General features: G+C 67.1%; 1 pseudogene. It reads right to left on the bottom strand.

The features are described 5' to 3' along the window. Positions 1 to 280: pseudogene (locus EN859_RS37650) on the bottom strand (carbamoyl phosphate synthase small subunit); the annotation flags it as partial.

Genomic DNA, 280 nt, shown 5'->3' with positions numbered 1-280 from the left:
AAATGCCGTCAGGCTGCATGGCGAGGATTTCTTCCGCGCCGGTCTTGGCCGGCACGACGGTGACCTTGGCGCCGAGGCCCGCCAGCAGGCGCAGGATGTTGCGCTTGACGCCATAGTCGATGGCCACGACATGCATCGACGGCACGCCCCGCTCGCCATAGCCCTCGTTCCAGACCCAGGGCGTCTCGCGCCAGACAGAAGACTGGCCGGAGGTGACCTCCTTGGCGAGATCGAGGCCGATCAGGCCCGACCAGGCCGCGGCCTGCCGCTTAAGATCCTC

Source organism: Mesorhizobium sp. M00.F.Ca.ET.216.01.1.1 (assembly GCF_004010325.2).
Taxonomy (GTDB): domain Bacteria; phylum Pseudomonadota; class Alphaproteobacteria; order Rhizobiales; family Rhizobiaceae; genus Mesorhizobium.
This window is presented reverse-complemented; position numbering and strand designations above follow the sequence as displayed.